This is a genomic window from Pseudoxanthomonas mexicana (assembly GCF_001556105.1).
GTDB classification, from domain to species: Bacteria; Pseudomonadota; Gammaproteobacteria; order Xanthomonadales; family Xanthomonadaceae; genus Pseudoxanthomonas_A; species Pseudoxanthomonas_A mexicana_A.
Genome location: NZ_LSIF01000055.1, coordinates 61427 through 77742 on the forward strand (window position 1 = coordinate 61427; position 16316 = coordinate 77742).

A 16316-nucleotide genomic window follows, 5' to 3' on the forward strand; every position below is an offset into this window, starting at 1 on the left:
GTGTCGTTGCTCATGATCCGGCCCAGATGATCCAGAGGGCGATGCCCTCCAGGAAGGTGCCCACGGTCAGCGCAGTGAGCAGCAGCTTCCACTGCTGCACCGGCACGCTGCCCATCGTCTCGCCCGTGCGGCCGTTGACCGCGATGTAGTGCAGCATGCCGCCGTTGCTGCCGGGCTGGTGGTACGAGTACAGCCACACCGGCAGGTACATCGACACCCAGCGCGTGCCGTGCACGTCCAGGCGCTCCTGTTCCCAGCGCACGCCGCGGTCGTAGCGGCCGACCGAGCCGTGCACCTGCGCGCGCGCGATCGACAGCAGCTGGTCTTCCAGTCGTGGCCGCAGCTGTTCGACGTCGGTGTCGCGCTTCTCCGAGGTGAAGCCGGACAGGTAGGACGCGTTCCACTTCACCGCGTTCTTGGTGTCGAACGGCAGGATGGTGTTGATGATGTTCTGCGTGTTGGCCTGGGTGTCGAGGTTGCCGCGCTCGCGCGAGGATTCCAGCGGCAGGTCGTCGACGGTGAAGTCCACCGCCCGTTCCACCCGGTAGATGTCGGCGTCGTAGTAGGTCTGCTTGTTCTTCTCGGTGCCGCGCGTGTACTTGCGCGTCTGGATCTCGCCCTTGCCGGCCACCGCCGCGCTCGCGTTGCCGTCGACGATCATGTACGGCAGGTACACGCCGACGACGTTCTCCGGCGAGAACTGCTCCTTGAACGCCTTCAGCGCGAACAGCTTGCGCTTGTCGACGAACTGGCGGATGCGCGCGACCGCATCGTCCTTCTTGATGTGGAACGGCAGCACCGCGTCGGGCACGGCGCCGTTGGGGATCTGCTCGTTGACCCCGAACACGTGGCGGCACCAGTGGCATCGCGCCGTCATGGCGTTCTGCGTGTTCACCGTGACCTCGGCGCCGCAGCCGGTGCACTTGAAGGTCATCAGGACGGCGGTGTCGGCCTGGATGTCGCGCGCGCCCGAGGCGATGACGGTGCCGCGCAGGTCGGCGATGCCTTCACCGAAGCCGAACGCTTCCTCGACGCGCTCGCCGACCCACTCGTTGCGGCAGTACAGGCAGACCAGCACGTCGCTGCCCGGCTTCTGGCGTATGTCGGTGGCGCCGCACTTCGGGCAGCGGTTCTGCCCGTCCTTCAGCTCGGCCGAGGCGGTATCGAGGGCGACCGGATCGGGCGCCTCGAGTTCCTCGCGGATGGCGTCGGGCAGGGTGGCGGGGTCGACCGGGAAACTCCCGGGCAACGGTGGCACTTCCTGCGGCGAGCCGGGGCCCAGCGCAGGAGGCACCGGCGGCAGCGGCGGAGGCGCTGGACGGAGCGGAGTGGACATGCGTGGCGTCCGCTTACAGGCCCAGGGCCTTCGCCTTCAGCGCGTCGTAGTCGGATTGCGTGATCAGGCCGAGCTCGAGCATCTCCTTGGCCTTCTTCAGCTTCGCGACCGGATCCTCCGCGGCCGGCGCTGCGGGGGCGGCCGGCTGCTGCAGGGTGCCGACGCCCATCATGCCGGTGGCCATGCCCACGCCCATCAGGCCGGCCGCGCCGCCGGTCTCGCCGGCGGACTGGATGCCCTGGGCGACGCTGGCCTGCAGGTTGGAATTGCCGCGTGCGCCGGACAGCGCGTCGGCGCGCTGCACGGTCTTCAGCAGTTCACGCGTGTTGGCGTCGTACTCGATGGAGACGATGGCGGTCTTGACGATGGCCAGGCCGCGATCCGAACTCCACTGGTAACCCTGTTCCACTGCCGCCGACAGGCTCTGCGCGAAGCCCAGCGAATCCTGCTGCAGCTTGGTGATGCGGTTGCCCTTGGACGGATCGTTCGTGTACAGGCTGAACGCCGGGGCGAGCGAGCCCACCACTTCGTTGAACAGCTGGGTGGCGGCGGCGTTGTCCAGGTCGGTGAAGTCGAACACCTGGCCGGCGGCGAGGTACTTGGCCGGCACGAAGTTCTTCACGAACAGGATGGGGTCGACGATCTTCAGCGTGTACGAGCCGCGCGTGACCGCGCCGACCTGGGTGTTGAGGAAGCCGTCGTCCCAGTAGATCTCGGATTGCGTGCCGAAGCGGTTGTCCGGCAGTTCCTTCAGTGAGACGAAGAACGCCGCCTGCTGCGAACCCGGCTGGCCGCCGAACTTGAAGCGCTCCCAGCTCTGGGTGATGAAGGTCGAGACGATGCCGTCGCCGGCGAAGATCGACTTCGAGTTGATGTCATCCGAACGCCATTCGTAACCACCCGGCTCGGCGACGAACGCGGTGATCGCGCCGTCCTGCATCAGCAGCAGGCCATAGCCTTCGGGCACGACGATCTTCGAGCCGTTGGTGATGATGTTGGTCGAGCCGCTGGTGTTGGACCCACGCCCGGCATTGGTGCCCTGGGGCACCGCGGCGAACAGCGCCGCCGTCGACGGCAGGCCTGCCGGCACCGTGTAGAAATCCTTCCACTGGTCGCCCAGCACGCCACCGACCGCACCCACCACCGCCTGTACAAGACCCATGACATCGCTCCGTGATTCGTCGGCGGATAAGGGCATCCGCCATGCCGCTCCGAGTATACAGAGCGATACGCGGTGTCCATGGCGCAGAGGTCATGGGTGCAAGAACGTTGCGAAATCGTTACGCGAGCGGCAACACCGGTTCCGGCTACGATGCGGCATGCGCGCCGACGATGCCGACGTCTTCGAAGCCGACCTGCCGCTGGTGCGCCGCGCATTCCCGTGGCCGATCCGCGTGGGTTGCGTTGTCGCGGGTGCGTTCGCCATCGGCATCACGCTGTGGGAACTCGGCGGTGGGCTGTGGCCGCTGAACATCGCCACGCCATTCTTCGCGATCATCATCGGCGGCGCGGGGTACGTGGGCGTCCAGTTCATGCGCGCCGGCCCGTCGGGCTGGGGTGACGTGTGGACGTATCCGCCACGCACCATCCTCGTCCAGCGCCGCGCCTGGGGCCGCCGCACCACCACGAGGTTGAGCACCGCCAACGTGGCCGCCGTCGAGGTGCGCAGGAGCGAGGACGCCGACCACGACGACGCGCCGTGGCAAGTCGTCATCGTGGCGAAACCGACGGTCTCCGGACCGGCCGCGATCGCTGGTGCGGGTGGGGTGTTCGATGCGGGGCGCTATGGCTCAGACGCCTATGCCGAGCGCTGCTGGCACACCTCGGATCCTCGTAGGGCGGGCTCAAGCCCGCCATGTTGATCTCTCCGTCGTGGTGCTCTTCGACGGGAAGTCGCGAGGCCGGATGGTCCGCGACGGCGGGCTTGAGCCCGCCCTACGGCGACACGATCCCGGTAGGGCGGGCCCAGGCCCGCCGTGTTGATGCGTCCGTCGTGGGGCTTCCGGGCGGAGCATCGCGATTTAGATGCGTGCGAATGATTGGACGAGCGCCGATACGCCGCGACGGCGGGCTTGAGCCCGCCCTACGGCAAAGGGCGGGCCACCATCATTTCGCCGGCAACGCCCGGTTCCTGCCTTCGTCCTTGGCGCGATACAGCGCGGCATCCGCCGCATGCAGCAAGGCATCGGGCGTGCCGCCCTGAGCCGGATGCAGGCTGGCGGCGCCGAGGCTGACGGTGACGATGCCGGCCACGCTGGAGGCGCGGTGGGGCAGGGCGAGGCCTCGCACGTCGGCCACCAGTTGTTCGGCGAGGGCGAGCGCCGTGTCGGCGTCGCAGTCGGGCAGCAGCACGGCGAACTCTTCGCCGCCGTAGCGTGCGGCCAGGCCGTCGCGGCCACGCAGGCTGTCGGCCAGGCGCGTGGCGAGGGTGGCCAGCGCGGTATCGCCGCCCAGGTGGCCGTAGCTGTCGTTGTAGGCCTTGAACTCGTCTACGTCGATCAGCAGCACGGCCAGTGACGCATCGCGGCGGGCATGGTCGTCCCAGGCCAGTTGCAGGCAGCGGGTGAACTCGCGGCGGTTGGCGATGCCGGTGAGCGCGTCGCTGGCGGCCAGGTGTTCCAGGCGCGCATTCGCTTCGCGCAGTGCGTCGGTGCGCTGGGCCACTTCATGGGTCAGCGCACGCTCGCGCTCGCGCGCCGAGCGCAGGCGCCACCGCACGGCCGCGCCGAGCAAGCCCAGTGCCGCCAGCGCCACCAGCGTGCGCAACCACCAGGTCTGGTGCCAGCGCGGCAGCAGGGTGAAGCGAAGTTGCGCGCCGGCTTCGTTCCATACGCCGTCGTTGTTGCTGCCGATCACCCGGAACACGTAATCGCCGGGCGGCAGATTGGTGTAATACGCGGCCCGGCCGGCACTGGCTTCGCTCCAGGCGCGATCGAAGCCTTCCAGCTTGTAGCGGTAACGCACGGCCGACGGTGCTACGTAGCTCATCGCCGCGAACTGCAGTTCCAGCCGCCCCACGCCGGGGCCGAGTCGAGCGGCTGCCTGCGGATCCACGTCCCCGCCGTCCACCAGCATCCGCTCGATCGAGACCGGCGGCGATTGCGGATTGCCCCGCATGCGGTCGGGATCGACGATCACCACGCCCTTGGCGGTGCCGAACCAGAGCCGGCCGTCGTCGCTGCGGTCCGCCGGTGTCTGCGACGCGCCGTTGCCCTGCGCGTTGAGCATGCCGTCGCTGGTACCGTACCAGTGCGGGGCAATCTGCCGCACCTCACCGCGGTCGAGCGCGGCGAAGCCGGCCCTGGGCAGGCGGCCGATGCCGCGGTTCGAACTGAACCAGACGTTGCCGCGATCGTCGTCGAGCAGCGCGAATACCGCGTCGCCATGGAAGCCGGCGCGCTCGAGGTAGCGGGTGACCTTGCCGTCCCGGACGCGCACGATGCCGACGCTGGTGCCCAGCCACAGGCTGCCGTCGGCGGCCGGGTGGAAGGCGAATACGCTGGTGCCCGGCAGGCCGTCGGTGCCGCAGGTATCCACGGTGCCGCGGGTCAGGCAGCGCAGGCCGCTGCGCAGGCCGATCCACAAGCGCCCATCGGCGTCTTCGTACAGCGCACGGGTGTCGTCGCCGCGCGTGCCTTCCACCACCTCCACCCGCGTGCCGTCGATCCTCGCCACGCCCTGCAGCGTGCCGGTCCACATGCCGCCCTGGCGGGCCGGGGCGAAGGCGAACACGATGGTGCCCGGCAGGCCGTCCGCGAGACCAAAGGTGCGGGCCTGGCCGCGTGCGTCGAAGCGGGTGACGCCTTCGGTGCCGGCCACCCACAGCTGGCCCTGCGCGTCGGACAGGATGGCGCGCACCAGCTGGCTGGGCAGCTGGCGGTTGTAGTCCGCCGCCGGCTGCAGCGCCGAACCGGTGTAGCGGGACAGGCCGGCGCCGTCGGTGCCTACCCAGAGCGGCCCGCCGGGTACCTGGTGCACCGCACGCACCGCGTTGGAGACCATCTGCCCGGTCACCGTGACCAGCTTCGACGGGCTGAGCCGGTGCAGGCCGCTGGAGGTGGTGCCGATCCACAGGTTGCCTTCGCGGTCCTCGAACATCGACCGCACGGTCTCGCCCTGCAGGCCGGCCAGGGTGTTGTCGCAGCTGAAGTCGCCGGCGACCAGGCGGCACAGGCCCATGTCCAGCGGCGCGAACCAGACGCTGCCGTCACGGTCGCCGTAGAGCGAGTAGATGCGCCGTCCGTCGAGCGCGGCCGCGTGCGGGTCGCGCTGGAAGCGGCCGTCGCGGAAGAATGCGGGACCGGCCTGGGTGCCGACCCAGGCGGTGTCCGACGCGTCCACGGCCAGGCTGTAGACCGCGTTGCTGGGCAGGCCGTCGCGTTCGTCGTAGAGCCGCGCGTGGCCGTCCCGCCAATGGACGACGCCGACGCCGTCGGCGGCGATCCAGATGCCGCCTGCGCGGTCGGCGACGATGGCGCGGTAGAAGCCGCGTGGCGGAAAGCCGTCGGTATCGCCGAGCAGGCGGGGCCGTCCGTTCACCATCCGCACCACGCCGGCGTTGGTGGTCAGCCACAGGCCGCCGGCGGTGTCGCCGACGATGCCGAACACGCTCTCGACGCCGTCGGGCATTGGCACCGGCTCGAGCGTACGGCCCTGCCGGCGATACAGGCCGCCGTTGAGCGTGCCGACCCACAGGCCACCGTTGCGGTCCGCGCTGACGGCGGTGATGGCCGAGCTTTTCAGTGCCGGCGCGACGCGCGGATCGATGGTCTCGAAGGTGTCGCCGCTGTACCGCGGCAGGCCGCCGTAGGTCGCCAGCCAGATCGCGCCGTCGGCCTGCTGCGCGATGGACAGCACCGTGCCCTGCGGCAGTTGGTTCTCGTACCAGACATGGGTGAACTGGCCGATCGCCCGCCGTGCTTCCAGCGCATGGGCGGGGAGCAGCAGGAGTGCACACAGCGCGCCGGCCAGCAGGGCGCTCGCGCGCCTCGCGTCAAGGAACATGCGGAATTCCAAGCATCGGTCCCCCCAACCGGTGGCGCGCCATGCTACCAGTTGCGCTGGATAGTGGCGGGGCCAACGGTGGATCGAGGGCCACGAAGCCGTCCTCCGCGCCGATCATGGCGCTTCGCCGGGCAGTTTGCCGCGGGGTGGCCTGCGAGGCATCCTCCCTTCCGGTCGATACGAAGGTGCCTGCATGACGATGTCCCGACGTGATCTTCTGAAAGCCGGCAGTGCGTCCGTGCTGCTCGCACCCGCGATGATGGCCTCCACAGGCTGGGCGGACGATCCGGTGGTGCCTTACGCCGATGCAGTGCTGGAAGACGGCGAGCCACCCGCACCGGCGGTCGGTGCCTTCACCCTGGTGGTGCTGCCGGACACGCAGTACTACGCCCGATCGTTCCCGCAGCACTTCATGGCGCAAACGCAATGGATCGCCGCGCAGGAGCAGGCGCGCAACATCGTCGGCGTGCTGCAGCTGGGCGACCTGACCGACCACAACACGCCCGAGCACTGGCAACGCGCCGCCGACGCGATGGCGGTGCTGCACGGCAAGGTGCCGTACGTTGTGGTGCCCGGCAACCACGACTACGGCGAACGCGGGCGCTGCACCGATCGCACCACCCTGATCAACGATTACTTCCCGGTGGCGCACTTCGCCCGGCAGGCCACGCTGGGCGGCACCTACGACAAGGAGCCGGACCGCATCGAGAACAGCTTCCACCTGCTGTCGGTGAAGGGACGCAGGCTGCTGGTGCTGGCCCTGGAATTCGGCCCGCGTGCGGACGTGGTGCGCTGGGCCAACGAGGTGCTGCAGAGGCACCCCGACTGGGAGGCCATCCTGGTCACCCATGCATACCTGTACGACGACGGCACCCGGTACGACTGGGCGACGAAGGGCGAAGCGCAACCGTGGAATCCGCACAGCTATCCCATGGCCAAGGCCACGGGCGGTGACGTGGCCGATGGCGAGGCGCTGTGGCGCGAACTGGTGAGCCGCCACGAGAACGTCATCCTGACGTTCAATGGGCACGTGCTCGGCGATGGGCTGGCACGCCTGACCTCGCAGACGCCCGGTGGCCGCGACGTGCACCAGATGCTGATCAATTTCCAGATGCGAGCCAATGGCGGCGATGGCTGGCTGCGGCTGCTGGAGTTCCAGCCCGATCGCACCACCGTCCACGTGCAGGACTACTCGCCCGTGCTTGACCAGCGCAACACCGCCCCGCAGAACCGGTTCACCCTGGCGCTGTCGCCACCCAAACCCGCGGGATAGTCGCGCTCACAGCACCGGCCACCACATGAACGCCGCGGCCGCGAGGCTGCCGGCCAGCGTGGCCAGCGCGGCGACGCCAAGCACGATGCCCATGGCGGTCTTCGTCCACGCACGGCGCGAGCGTTCGGCACGGAAGTACAGCTCCAGCACGGCCAGCGGCAGCAGCCAGCTGGCAACGCTGACACCGATGAAGGCCGGGCCCTGGTAGTCGATCCTGATGCCGAGCGGCGTCAGCAGCAGGCCGGCCAGCATGATGCCGATGCGCAGGAACCACACCCCGTTCACCAGCAGCCAGGCGCGCAGGGCGTGGCGGCGATGGGCGGTGAAATCCCGCCGCACCGCGCTGCGCCATGCCAGCACGGCGAAGACGACGATCAGCAGGCCGTTGAGGCTGATCGAGACATCGCTGCCGAGGCCGAGCCGTGAACCGCGCACCCAGACCAGCCAGAAGCCGGTGAGCGTGACGACCAGCGCGACGGCGAGGAACAGGCGGCCGTTCCAGCGATGCGCGGCGGGCCAGCGACGGCGCAGTGCGGGCACCAGCTGCCAGAGGCCGGCGAACGTCACCAGCCCGGCCAGCACCGCATGGCCGAGGAACTGCGTGTTGCCGACGAGGTCGCCGGGCACATAGCCGGTGACATGCGGCTTCGCGTTGAGCCCCGCGAGGTCGCCGGTCGCCAGTGCGCCGCCGAAGAACGCCACGATGAAGGCGACGAACGCCAGTTGCCCGAGCGTGGCGGTGACGAACCAGAGGGTGGCGCCGGCGGACAGGATGCGTGACGGGAGGGGCGGACGAAGCGAAGCCTTCATGCGATGTCTCCTGGGTGGAAGGCCCGCACGATGGCGGTCGGCGGCAGGCGCGTCCCGCCGATTCGCGATTCGGCCAGCCGGATCGGCGATGGGGATTCGTCGTTCACCCGTGGCTTATCCGTGACCGATGGGGCTTGCCGGTCGCAGTCGTGGCATCGACCCTGTGCGCAGGCAGGTGGAGGCCGCGACATGCAGGACGGACAGATGGTGGCGACGGGCATCGCGGTCGCGGTGGCGACGATGTCGCTGCTGCTCCTGCTGTGGCAGCGGCCGAAGCGTGACGCCGAGGTGCTGTTCGCGGTGGTCAGCGGCTCGATGGCGCTGTCGCTGATGTCGCCGTGGATGGTCGATGCGCCGGCGTGGATGCGCTGGGCCGTCGCGATCGGCGGCAGCGCGACCTGCAACGGATACTGGCTGGTGTCGCGCGCGCTGTTCCGCGGCGAGGGCGGCGTGCGCAGGATGCATGTGATGGTCGCGGCGGGCGTGGCGCTGCTGATCGCGGCCTACCGCGGCGCCACGCTGGCGGCGCATGGCGGCGTGTCGCCGTGGTCGTCCGGTCTGGACAGCGTGCTGACGCTGGCCAGTTCCACGCTGCTGGTGCTGAGCTTCCTGGAGGCGCTGCGGGGCTGGTCTTCGTCGCTGCCGCAGTCCGAGCGTCGCCTGCGCGTCGCCTTCATGGTCATGTTCGCCGGCTGCGTGCTGTCGGCGACCCTGGTCGGTGCCGTGCCGGCGGTCGCCGGATCGCGCGCGGGGGTGGTCGCGGCCTGCGCGCTGGCGATGGTGCTATTCACCCACGTGGCGCTGGCGCACCGCCGCCGCAGGCCACTGCCGTCCCCGGCAGCCGCAGCGTCCACGACGCGGGCCGTCGGTGTCCTCACCGGCGAGGAAGCGCGCCTCGCCGCGGCCCTCCGGCACCAATTGGACGTGCGGCAGGTCTACCGCGAGCCCGAACTGAAAGTGGTCGACCTGGCGCAGCGGCTGGGCACGGTGGAACACCGGCTGAGCCGCCTGATCACGCAAGGCCTGGGCGAGAAGAACTTCAACCAGATGGTCAACCGTTACCGCATCGCCTACGCCTGCCGCCGGCTGGCGGAGCCGGAGGCCGCCGACAGCATCCTCGACATCAGCGGCGATGCGGGCTTCGCGTCGCTGGGCCCGTTCAACCGCGCGTTCAAGGCGGCGATGGACTGCACGCCCAGCGCGTACCGCGCAGCGTGCCGTGCGCAGGCCGGCGCCGACGACGGCACGCAGGCCGCGCTGCCGTCGGCACAGCGCTGACCGGGCGCGTCAGCCGCGCACGGCGGCTTCGATCTTCGCGACGTCGATCTTCTGCATCGTCATCAAGGCGGCGAACGCGCGCTTGGCGACGTCGCGGTCCGGGTTCGCCATGGCGTCGGTCAGCACGCGCGGGGTGATCTGCCAGTTCAGGCCCCACTTGTCCTTGCACCAGCCGCAGGCGCTCTCGCGACCGCCGTTGCCGACGATGGCGTTCCACAGGCGGTCGGTTTCCGCTTGGTCATCGGTGGCGATCTGGAACGAGAACGCTTCGCTGTGCTTGAACGCATCGCCGCCGTTCAAACCGATGCACGGAATGCCATAGACGGTGAACTCCACCGTCAGCACGTCGCCTTCCTTGCCGGACGGATAGTCGCCGGGCGCGCGGCGCTCACCGCGCTGTCGGGAAAGGTCATGGCGTAGAAGTTCGCCGCTTCTTCGGCGTCGTGGTTGTACCAGAGGCAGATCGTGTTCTTCGGGGTCATGATGGTCTCCAGGAGGGTGCGAACGGCGGTGCGAACAGGCCATCCATCGCTTCATCCGCAACACTCCCGCTGCCTGTGCAGCTATCCGTGTGTTGCATGGATCATATGAATCCACGGCGACGAGCGGGTCATGCGGAAATCGACAAGCCGCATGAACGCCTTCACCCGGGCGACGGCTTACGCCCAGGGCGACAGGGCGATCGTCAATTGCGCCTGGAATCCCTTGTTCGATGCCACCGGGACGGCGAACAGCGTGGGCGAGGCCTGCGCCACGCCGACGGCCTTCTTGCCCATCCGCGCGACTTCCGCCGCGTTCTTGGGGCCGGTCGCCCAGTGCTCGTCGGCCCAGACGTAGCGCAATGCCCACGTGCCGTCGTCGTTGCGCTTGGCGAACAGCACCAGGGTGTCGCGGAACAGGAACTCGCCGGGGATGTGCTGCTTGAGGAACAGCGCGCCGTCCACTTCGTAGCCGGCGGTCGACACCGCCAGGTCGATCGAGAACGACACTTCGCTGCCGGCGGTGATCTTCGAACTGTCCAGGTAGACCGAGAACAGCGTGGGCGCGCGGGCGTTGCGGATCAGGTTGCCGTCCTGGTCGAACAGCTCCGCGTACTCGCGCCGCACCGCGCTCTCGTGCGCCTTGGTCCGCGAGGTGAGGTCGTAGGTGTAGGCGCCGCGTGGCGCCACCGTGGTTTCGATGTAGTACGACGAGGCGATCTTCTTGCCGCGCTTGCGCGCCTGTTCGATCTCCGGAGGGAATGGCAACGCCGTGATGTCCAGCCGCGCGCTGGCGCTGAGGTCGCCGAACAGGAAGCGCGAGAGGTTCTGGTAGCCCTCTTCGGAATTGACGATGCCGAAGAAGCCGCTGTGGCTGCGGTTGACGAACGCGCGCGGGCTGTCGGCCACGTACGCGTTCTCGATCCGCACCAGGCCATCGCTCAATTGCCCGGCGGCCATCGCCGACAGGCCGTTCGCTACCGCATAGTCGCGGCTGTTGGTGCCGATCAGACTGAAGAAGCGTGCCGGTGGGAAGCCCGAGTCTCCCAGCGTGTTGACCTTTTCCTTGGGCACCTTGAGGTACTTCGCCATCACGCCGCGGTTGAAGTTGTCCAGGTCGTTGATCGACAGCAGGCTGGGCACGTTGATGCCGCCCACCTCGATGCCGTTGTGCGGCGTGGCGTAGGTGAACACCTTGTCGACCATGCCGCGGACGTCCGCGCTCGCGACCTCCGGATTCTGCAGCAGGCAGCGGCAGATCAGCCCGCCCATCGAATGCGCCACCAGGTAGACGCGGAACGCCTTGCGGTCGGCGTCGTTGTTGCCGCAGATGCGGTCGCGCAGCGCGACGATGAGCTGGCCCAGCGATGTCGCGGCGTCGGGAATGGAGGGGGTCTTGCCGCTGCCGAAAGCGGGGTCGGCGTCGTCGTAATAGCGATGGATGACGATGCTGCGCGGCGACAGCCTGCCGCTGTTCTCCGCGCCGGCTGCATACGTGTCGCGGTAGTCGTAGTCCTTCATCAGCCGCACCAGCGGCGATTCGAACACGAACTTCACGATGCGCCCGTCCTGCGCCTGGCGGATCTTGGTCGACCCGGCCTCGAAGCCCATGTACGGCGTCGACGTGGTCTGGACGACTTCATCCTTCGTCATCGCATAACCGCGGACGTAGATGATCGGATAGAACGGTCGCTGGATCCTGGCCATGGGCTTCCCTCCCTTTGCGTCTTCGGATGACTACCAGAGGTTCACGACAATGCCGGCGTTCGAAGGACACGTGCATGCGCCCGCCGGGTCGCAGCGGTTAGGATGAAGGCCCGATCCGTGCGATGTCCAATCGAGGTGGCATGAACAGGCGACATTTCCTTGGTAGTGCGGCACTGATGGCCGCTGCGTCCACCGTGCCGTTCGCGGTTGCTTCCACCGCATCGGCGGCCACGCCGCGCAAGCACCTGCTGCCGGCTGCGCTGAATCCCGGCGACACGGTCGCGCTGGTGAGTCCGTCGGGTGCCACCGACGAGCCGTTCGACCTGCAGCTCGCGCAGGAAGCGATGGAAGCGCTGGGCCTGAAGGTCAAGGTCGCCCCGCACCTCGCGTCGCGCTACGGGCATCTTGCCGGCCGTGATGCCGAGCGGGCAGGGGATCTCAACGCCATGTTCGCCGATCGCGAGGTCAAGGCCATCATCTGCGCACGCGGCGGTTCCGGCGCGGCGCGGCTGCTGCCACTGCTCGACTACGCGGCGATCCGTCGCAACCCGAAGATCCTGCTGGGCTACTCCGACATCACCGCGCTGCACAACGCGCTGCTCTCGCAGGCCGGACTGGTCAGCTTCCACGGCCCGATCGGCATTGGCAGCTGGAACACGTTCAACGCCGACCAGTTCCGCCGCGTGTTCTTCCAGCGCGAACAGATGCAATACGCGAACAGCACCGACAGGGGCGACGAGCTGGTGCAGCGCAAGAACCGCACCGTCACCATCACCGGTGGCAAGGCGCAGGGCGAACTGGTGGGCGGCAACCTGACCGTGCTCACGGCGCTCGCCGGCTCGCCGTACCTGCCGGACTTCAGCGGCAAGATCCTGTTCCTCGAAGACGTATCCGAGGCGCCCTACCGCATCGACCGCATGCTCAGCACGCTGCGGCTGATGGGCGCGCTGGACAAGGTCAAGGGCGTGATCTTCGGCGAATGCACCGAGTGCGATCCCGGCGGCGGTTACGGCTCGCTGACGCTGCCGGAGATCTTCGACGACTACTTCAGACCGCTGAAGATCCCCGCGTATCGCGGCGCGATGATCGGCCACATCCGCCAGCAGTTCATCGTGCCGGTCGGTGGCAAGGTCGAGATGGATGCGGATGCCGGCACGTTCCGGATGCTGGAGCCGGTGTTCGCCGCCTGATGAGCGTCGGCCCCGGCTTGTGCCCGGGGCCGGTGGGTGTGACTATCGACGCGCAGGGGTCCTCGAGGCAGCCGACATCGCGACGTGGCACGCCATCGGCGTGCCGTCGCGGGGTGATGGCTCGCTTCGCATGAAGGACATCCCGTCATGCCGTCATCGCCCCCCGTCGAATCGATCGCAGCCTGTGCCGACACGATCGGCGCGCGTACCGCAGGGCACCTCGACCACCTGTGGCGACTCATCATGCCGTCGCAGGGAGGCGTGGCCGATGCGGACTGGTTCCGCCTGATCTCCGGCGAGCCACACCCGCTGGGCAACGTGGCCATCCTCGCGTGGGACGACCACGACGAAGCCGCCATCGCGGCCGTCACGCCGTTGCTCTCGATCCCGCAGCCTTCCGCCGCCATCTGCCTGCATGGCGCCAGCGAGCACCTCGCCGGCGTGCTGGCCGCGCGTGGTTTCCAGCCGCACGGCGCGATGCCGGCGATGGCGGTGGACATCCACGACGTGGCGACGACCTCGCTGCCGCACGGCGACACGTTCGAGCGTATCGCCACCCCGGCGGCGTTCGGCGAATGGACCGATGTCCTCGCCACCGGCTATGACCTCCCGCGCGGGTTGTCGCGGATGCTGTCGCCGGAGGCGCTCGGCGCCGATCCGGCGGACGATGCAGCGATCCAGTTCTTCGCCATCCGTCGCGACGGCCGTCTCGTCGCGACCTCGATGATGTTCCTCGACGACGGACTCGCAGGCCTCTACTGCGTGACCACGTTGCAGGACGCGCGCGGGCAGGGGCTGGGCGCGCATGTCACCGCCGAGCCGCTGCGTCGCGCACGGACGCTGGGTTACCGCGTCGGCGTACTGCAGTCGTCCGACGCGGGGCATCCGGTCTATCGCCGGCTCGGCTTCCAGGATGTAGGCGCGGTGCCGTTGTTCATTCGCATGCCGGGCAGCTGACGGCTTCCCCGGCCTGGCTGCTCAATACAGTGTCAGTGGGATGCCACGTGAGGTGCGGTCGAGATAGTCGGCGCGCACGTCGCGGCAGTAGGCGCCGGACATGACGAAGCGGCGGCAGATCTCCGGGCGCGTTTCATAGATCGAGCAGCACATGCGCGCGGCGTCGATCGCCACGCACCAGCCTTCCTCGTCACGGGCCATGACGTGCAGGCCGGCGTCGGTATGCGTGGTCAGGTGGGCGGGAATGCCGTCCTCCGGCTGCAACACCACGGTCAGGCGGCAGCACACGGCATCGCAGCGTTCGCACAGAGGGACGGCCACGGCGCTCATGCATCACGCCCAGGGCGACGCAGCGGAAGGAGGGGATGGCATGCAGCGTGGAACCGATGACCCGGCATGGGGCGCTCCCGGAAAGACGTCAGCCCTTGCAGGCATGACGCGTGGAGGACAGCGCAGCGGGCGACAACAACGGTCGGACGGGACGCAGGAGAAACAGCGGCGCCATTCTAGGCGTTCGCTCCGGTACCCGCCTGAAGCGGGCCCGCGGAACTGAACGGATGGGTCAGGTTGTGCGCCATCGATCGAGGTGCCCTGTAGGCGATGTCCAGCGCGAACTGGAGGATGCACCCCCGAATCAAGGACGACTGTGATGCCGAATGCTGCGTTGCCCCAGATCGACCGCATCACGCCCAGAACGCACCGCGTCGTCCTGATGGCGGCGGGTATTGCCCTGCTGGCCTGGTCGTTGCGTGCGTTGTGGCAGGGATCGTGGCAACTGGATCCGCTTTCGCTGGTGGGGATATTGATCGCCTTGGGTGGCATCGGTGCGGCGCTGCTGCTGATCGTGGCGTCCCTCGCGGCCGAGTCGCGCGAGCGGTGGCAGTACCCACCGAAGGCGCTGGTGATCCATCGCAGGGTGTGGGGGCGTGAGGGCGAGATTCGGCTGGACGCCGCCAATGTCGCCTCCATCCAGGTGCTGCATCTCACTGAGTTCGACATGCCGGACCGCTGGCGCGTCACGGTACGTCCTCGGGCAGGAATGGCGGTGACCCGATCGCGTTGGGTCTTGCCCGATCATGTGTCCGTGTTCGAAACCGACGATTTCGCTTCGCGCGAAGCGGCGGAAGCCGCGCTGCATGTATTGCGGGAGCACCTGGGCATGCCGGCGCTTCGCACACGGTAGACGAGCGTTACATCAGCAGGCAGTCGATCCCGTCCAGCGTGATGTGGATCAGCAGGCCGATGCCGAACCAGCGGGTTTTCTTCGGCAGCGTGAGGCCGGCGTAGACGGCGATGGCGGGCCAGGTATGCAGCGGATGGAAGCCGATGCTGCAGCGGCCGGGCGCGTAGATCGGATCGGCGAGCAGGTGGTCGAGGTCGATCACCCAGGCGGCCAGCATCCACAGCGCGGCGCGTTTCCAGTCCTTCGGCCAGCACAGCCGCGCCGCTGCGACGGGCACGATGACGTGCAGCAGCAGGTGGAGCGGGGCGCGCAGCTCGAACTCGGGCATGGCGTTCTCAGCGGCGCGCGGCCAGCCAGCGGTCGAGCTGGTTGGCGAAGGCCTGGCGGTCGCGTGCATTGAACGCGGCCGGGCCGCCGGTCTGCACGCCGGCCCCGCGCAGCTCGTCCATGAAATTCCGCATCGACAGCCGCTCGGCGATGTTGTCCGTGGTGAAGCGGTCGCCGCGCGGATTGACGGCCTGCGCGCCGTTGGCGAGCACGCGCGCGGCCAGCGGGATGTCCTGGGTGACCACGAGGTCACCGGCCTGGGCGCGTTCGACGATGGCGTCGTCGGCGACGTCGTAGCCGCCCTGTACCTGGAGCGCCCGGATGAACCGCGAGGGCGGGGTGCGCAGCCACTGGTTCGCCACCAGCGTGACGGCCACCGGTGCGCGTTCGGCGGCGCGGAACAGGATGTCCTTCACCGGTCCCGGGCAGGCGTCGGCATCCACCCAGACCTGGGCGGCGGGGACCCCGGGCTCACTCATTCCGGCGCGGTGTCGGACTCAGACTCGGATTCCGGTACATCGGGAGCGTCATCGGAACGGCCGGCGTCGCGTTCGGCACGCTTCTTGGCGTCCTTCTCGTCCTTCTTCTTTTTCTTGGCCAGCTCGCGCTGGCGCTTCTCGAACGAATAATTGGGTTTGGCCATGCTGGGGGTCCTGTGAAGAGGGGCGGGCACCGGAAGACACGGGCGCCAAGGCGTACACGATAGCCGGCTTCCGCGCGGGTGTCCTGCGGCACGTGGCCGGCGTCAGGTTTTACGGGTCGTGTCCGGACG

Annotated in this window: 15 protein-coding genes and 1 pseudogene; 6 read left to right on the forward strand and 10 right to left on the reverse strand. The window is 68.7% G+C overall.

Annotated features, from left to right (window positions below):
- Window positions 1-10: 10 nt before the first annotated feature.
- On the reverse strand, window positions 11-1336 hold the full coding sequence (locus AX730_RS09260) for a hypothetical protein (RefSeq protein ID WP_062355199.1): 1326 nt from the start codon (window positions 1334-1336) through the stop codon (window positions 11-13).
- A 13-nt stretch (window positions 1337-1349) separates the two neighbouring features.
- Window positions 1350-2498, reverse strand: a complete 1149-nt coding sequence (locus AX730_RS09265; protein ID WP_062355202.1) for an SPFH domain-containing protein — start codon at window positions 2496-2498, stop codon at window positions 1350-1352.
- 157 nt (window positions 2499-2655) lie between these two features.
- Between AX730_RS09265 and AX730_RS09270 the strand changes: the two genes are divergently transcribed.
- A complete protein-coding gene (locus AX730_RS09270) occupies window positions 2656-3198 on the forward strand; it encodes a hypothetical protein (RefSeq protein WP_062355204.1) in 543 nt (180 codons plus the stop codon).
- 244 nt (window positions 3199-3442) lie between these two features.
- Here AX730_RS09270 and AX730_RS09275 read toward each other — a convergent pair whose 3' ends face one another.
- Window positions 3443-6340: a ligand-binding sensor domain-containing diguanylate cyclase gene (locus AX730_RS09275; protein ID WP_062355398.1), complete on the reverse strand. Its 2898-nt coding sequence runs from the start codon at window positions 6338-6340 to the stop codon at window positions 3443-3445.
- Window positions 6341-6533: 193 nt separating this feature from the next.
- On the opposite strand from AX730_RS09275, the gene AX730_RS09280 reads away from it, so the two are divergent.
- Window positions 6534-7613 (forward strand): metallophosphoesterase, encoded by a 1080-nt coding sequence (locus tag AX730_RS09280; RefSeq protein ID WP_062355207.1) that lies wholly within the window; start codon window positions 6534-6536, stop codon window positions 7611-7613.
- Window positions 7614-7619: 6 nt separating this feature from the next.
- On the opposite strand, the gene AX730_RS09285 is transcribed toward AX730_RS09280, so the two are convergent.
- Window positions 7620-8423, reverse strand: a complete 804-nt coding sequence (locus AX730_RS09285; RefSeq protein ID WP_062355210.1) for a DUF2306 domain-containing protein — start codon at window positions 8421-8423, stop codon at window positions 7620-7622.
- A 189-nt stretch (window positions 8424-8612) separates the two neighbouring features.
- Between AX730_RS09285 and AX730_RS09290 the strand changes: the two genes are divergently transcribed.
- Window positions 8613-9701: a helix-turn-helix domain-containing protein gene (locus AX730_RS09290; RefSeq protein ID WP_062355212.1), complete on the forward strand. Its 1089-nt coding sequence runs from the start codon at window positions 8613-8615 to the stop codon at window positions 9699-9701.
- A 9-nt stretch (window positions 9702-9710) separates the two neighbouring features.
- Here AX730_RS09290 and AX730_RS09295 read toward each other — a convergent pair.
- Window positions 9711-10183, reverse strand: a pseudogene (locus AX730_RS09295) (VOC family protein).
- A gap of 177 nt (window positions 10184-10360) precedes the next feature.
- Window positions 10361-11887, reverse strand: a complete 1527-nt coding sequence (locus AX730_RS09300; RefSeq protein ID WP_062355215.1) for an esterase/lipase family protein — start codon at window positions 11885-11887, stop codon at window positions 10361-10363.
- A 140-nt stretch (window positions 11888-12027) separates the two neighbouring features.
- Between AX730_RS09300 and AX730_RS09305 the strand changes: the two genes are divergently transcribed.
- Window positions 12028-13077, forward strand: a complete 1050-nt coding sequence (locus AX730_RS09305) for a S66 peptidase family protein (protein ID WP_062355218.1) — start codon at window positions 12028-12030, stop codon at window positions 13075-13077.
- 147 nt (window positions 13078-13224) lie between these two features.
- On the forward strand, window positions 13225-14034 hold the full coding sequence (locus tag AX730_RS09310) for a GNAT family N-acetyltransferase (RefSeq protein ID WP_062355221.1): 810 nt from the start codon (window positions 13225-13227) through the stop codon (window positions 14032-14034).
- Between the two features lie 21 nt (window positions 14035-14055).
- On the opposite strand, the gene AX730_RS09315 is transcribed toward AX730_RS09310, so the two are convergent.
- Window positions 14056-14364 (reverse strand): YkgJ family cysteine cluster protein, encoded by a 309-nt coding sequence (locus tag AX730_RS09315; RefSeq protein WP_062355224.1) that lies wholly within the window; start codon window positions 14362-14364, stop codon window positions 14056-14058.
- 334 nt (window positions 14365-14698) lie between these two features.
- On the opposite strand from AX730_RS09315, the gene AX730_RS09320 reads away from it, so the two are divergent.
- Window positions 14699-15217 carry a hypothetical protein gene (locus AX730_RS09320; RefSeq protein ID WP_157074178.1) on the forward strand — a complete coding sequence of 173 codons (519 nt, stop codon included), beginning with the start codon at window positions 14699-14701 and terminating at the stop codon, window positions 15215-15217.
- 7 nt (window positions 15218-15224) lie between these two features.
- Here AX730_RS09320 and AX730_RS09325 read toward each other — a convergent pair whose 3' ends face one another.
- The 3 genes from AX730_RS09325 to AX730_RS19130 are packed head-to-tail and all read right to left on the reverse strand — an operon-like array spanning window position 15225 to window position 16187.
- Window positions 15225-15545: a DUF6122 family protein gene (locus AX730_RS09325; RefSeq protein ID WP_062355231.1), complete on the reverse strand. Its 321-nt coding sequence runs from the start codon at window positions 15543-15545 to the stop codon at window positions 15225-15227.
- 7 nt (window positions 15546-15552) lie between these two features.
- A complete protein-coding gene (locus AX730_RS09330) occupies window positions 15553-16023 on the reverse strand; it encodes a YaiI/YqxD family protein (protein WP_062355233.1) in 471 nt (156 codons plus the stop codon).
- Window positions 16020-16187 (reverse strand): hypothetical protein, encoded by a 168-nt coding sequence (locus AX730_RS19130; protein WP_198147115.1) that lies wholly within the window; start codon window positions 16185-16187, stop codon window positions 16020-16022. Before AX730_RS19130 ends, AX730_RS09330 begins: the two co-directional genes overlap by 4 nt.
- Between the last annotated feature and the right edge of the window lie 129 nt (window positions 16188-16316).